Source organism: Streptomyces globisporus (assembly GCF_003501885.1).
GTDB lineage: Bacteria > Actinomycetota > Actinomycetes > Streptomycetales > Streptomycetaceae > Streptomyces > Streptomyces globisporus_D.
Map to the genome: position 1 here is coordinate 1 of NZ_QWFA01000339.1, position 2,879 is coordinate 2,879.

General features: G+C 72.3%; 2 protein-coding genes and 1 pseudogene. 2 read left to right on the forward strand and 1 reads right to left on the reverse strand.

What is annotated here, in order from left to right; translation table 11 throughout:
* Nucleotides 1-170 (forward strand): annotated as a pseudogene (locus D3105_RS35930) (urease accessory protein UreD); the annotation flags it as partial.
* Between the two features lie 105 nt (nucleotides 171-275).
* Nucleotides 276-1,907 carry an alpha/beta hydrolase gene (locus tag D3105_RS33170; RefSeq protein ID WP_206273040.1) on the forward strand — a complete coding sequence of 544 codons (1,632 nt, stop codon included), beginning with the start codon at nucleotides 276-278 and terminating at the stop codon, nucleotides 1,905-1,907.
* Between the two features lie 30 nt (nucleotides 1,908-1,937).
* Here the strand turns inward: D3105_RS33170 and D3105_RS33175 are convergent.
* Nucleotides 1,938-2,879, reverse strand: a 942-nt coding sequence (locus tag D3105_RS33175) for an NAD(P)-dependent oxidoreductase (protein ID WP_118906524.1), incomplete at its 5' end; no start/stop codon positions are given.

Here is a 2,879-nt window from a genome sequence, read left to right on the forward strand (position 1 = left end):
CCGCCCGCCTCCTCGGCCCCACCGCCGCCCTCACCCCACTGGCCGGCCCCGCCGTCCTGGTCACCGCGGTGGCCGCCGACGCCCGCCTGCTGCGCGGGATCCTGGACGACGCGATGCGTGAACTGCTGGACGGACTCAAGAAGAGCTTCGAGGAAGGCTTCGAGGACTGAGTCCGCTCAGCGAACTTCCTTCACCGGTTATGGGTTCGGTAAAGAAACAGGTGTACGCCCTGGCCCCAGGTGCCTCACAGACGAAAGGATCCCCGCGACGTACCGATGACCACGCCGTCCCCTCGGCGGCGGATCGGATCAAGGGGGATTCACGTGAGACGTACGACAGTGCTCGGCTCGGCCGGGGCTCTCGTCGCGGGCACGCTCATAGCGGGGGCCATGGCCGCGCCCGCGGCGAGCGCCGACGGCCGCCACCACGGCCGGGGCGACGCCGAGGCGCGCGGGGTCGCCGTCGCGGCGCAGCGGGCGGCGAAGAGCGGGATCGACTGGAAGGACTGCCCGGAGGACTGGGGTCTGACCGCCCCCATCCAGTGCGGCTGGGTGGCCGTGCCGCTCGACTACGCCAAGCCGCACGGCAAGAAGATCAAGCTCGCCGTCGACCGGCACGTCAGCACCGGCACGAAGCGCGAGCGGCAGGGTGCCCTGCTCTACAACCCGGGCGGGCCCGGCGGTTCGGGGATGCGCTTCCCCACCCGGATCACCGCCAGGAACCCGCTCTGGACGAAGACCGCGAAGGCGTACGACTTCGTCGGCTTCGACCCGCGCGGCGTCGGCCACTCGGCGCCCATCTCCTGTGTCGACCCGCAGGAGTTCGTCAAGGCGCCCAAGGCCGATCCGGTCCCCGACAGCGAGGCCGACAAGCGCGCCCAGCGCAAGCTGGCCCGCGAGTACGCCGAGGGGTGCGGCGAGCGCAGCGGCGAGATGCTGCCGCACATGACGACGCCGAACACGGCACGCGACCTGGACGTCATCCGGGCCGCGCTCGGGGAGAAGAAGCTCAACTTCCTCGGCGTCTCCTACGGCACCTACCTGGGCGCCGTCTACGGCACGCTCTTCCCGACCCACGTCCGGCGCATGGTCGTCGACAGCGTGGTCGACCCGTCGCGGAAGAACATCTGGTACCGGGCGAACCTCAACCAGGACATCGCCTTCCAGACGCGCTGGGACGACTGGAAGGCGTGGGTCGCCGAGCACGACTCCGTCTACGGCATCGGCGACACCCCGCAGAAGGTCGAGAAGGCCTGGCTGGAGTTGCGGGCCGCCGCGAAGAAGAAGCCCATCGGAGGCGTCGTCGGGCCCGCCGAGCTCATCGGCTTCTTCCAGGGCGCGCCGTACTACGACTCCGCCTGGGCCCCCACCGCCAAGACCTGGAGTGCCTACCGGGCCGGTGACACCCAGGCGCTGATCGACGCCGCCGCTCCCGACATGAGCGACCTCGCGGGCAACGCCGCCTCCGAGAACGGCAACGCGGTCTACAGCGCCGTCGAGTGCGCCGACGCCCAGTGGCCCACCGACTGGCGCACCTGGGACCGGGACAACACCCGGCTGCACGAGAAGTACCCGTTCATGACGTGGGCCAACGCCTGGATGAACCTGCCCTGCGCCACCTGGCCCGCCAAGCAGCGGACCCCGCTGGACGTGAAGACCCGCAAGGGCCTGCCGCCGGTCCTCATCGTGCAGTCCACCCGTGACGCCGCCACCCCGTACGCGGGCGCGGTCGAGCTGCACAAGCGGTTCAAGGGCTCCCGGCTCATCACCGAGAAGGACGCCGGATCCCACGGTGTCACGGGGCTGGTCAACCCCTGCGTCAACGAGCGGGTGGACACCTACCTGCTCACCGGGAAGACCGACCGGCGCGACGTGACGTGCACCCCGCACGCCACGCCGAAGCCGTAGGACGGCCCTGAGGCGTACGACCGGGGCCGCTCAGCGGCGGTCCCGGTCGTACGCCGCCAGCCAGGCGTCCTCCGCCGCGTAGTCGAAGAGACCCTCGCCGTAGTTCTTGAGCATCTTCGGGAACGCCTCCCGCCAGTCGCGCCCCGCCAGCTCCCCGGCGAGCCACTCGACCGTTTCCGGGAGCGACTCCACGTACCCCGTCACGGGGCGGTAGCCGAGCTGTTCACCGGCGGCCGTCATGTCGTAGACCACCGGGTGCGCGCCGCTCCACGGCGTCTCGCCCACATGCCCCTCGGGCGCCGGGCCGTCGATCAGCACCGTCTCCGTCTCCCGCCCCAGCACCGCGTCGATCGCCGCCGCGATCGCCGCGACCGTGGGCGCCCCGGGGTCCGCCGCGTTCAGCACGCGCGATCCCGGCTTCCCGGCGGCCAGGCGGATCAGCTCCGCCGCGTTGGACACGTGCACCGGGTGGAAGCGGCTCTCCCCGCCGTACGCGAGGACCCGGCGCCGCCGCCCGTCCAGCAGCCGCTTCACGACGTACAGCTCGCGCGGTGTTCGGCAGTACGGGCCGTGGACCGCGCCCGCGCGCAGCAGCGTCACCGGCAGCGCCTCGCCCGCCGCCAGCAGCTCCCGCTCCAGCAGCACCTTCCGCGTCCCGTACGTGGCGTCCCCCGGCGTCACCGTCGCCTGGCTCTCCGGCAGCGGCACCGGGTAGCGCGGGAAGCCGTCCGGCTCGGCCTGGGTGTCGAAGCTGCGGCCCCGCTCGTCCTCGTACACCGCACCGCTGGAGATGACGACCGCCGAGCCGATCCGGCCGGCGAGCGCGGTCAACTGCCGGGCGTGCGCGCCGTCGAACGCGACCATGTCGACCAGGACGTCACAGCCGTCGCCCAGCGCCTTCTCCAGCGCCCCCTCCTCGTCCCGGTCGAGGGCCACCGCCCGGACCCCGGTGTCCCACCCCTCGTCCCGGCC

Bases quoted from the DNA above. Each gene is read 5' to 3' on its own strand.
- D3105_RS33170 (WP_206273040.1), top strand. From the start codon at position 276: ATGACCACGCCGTCCCCTCGGCGGCGGATCGGATCAAGGGGGATTCAC.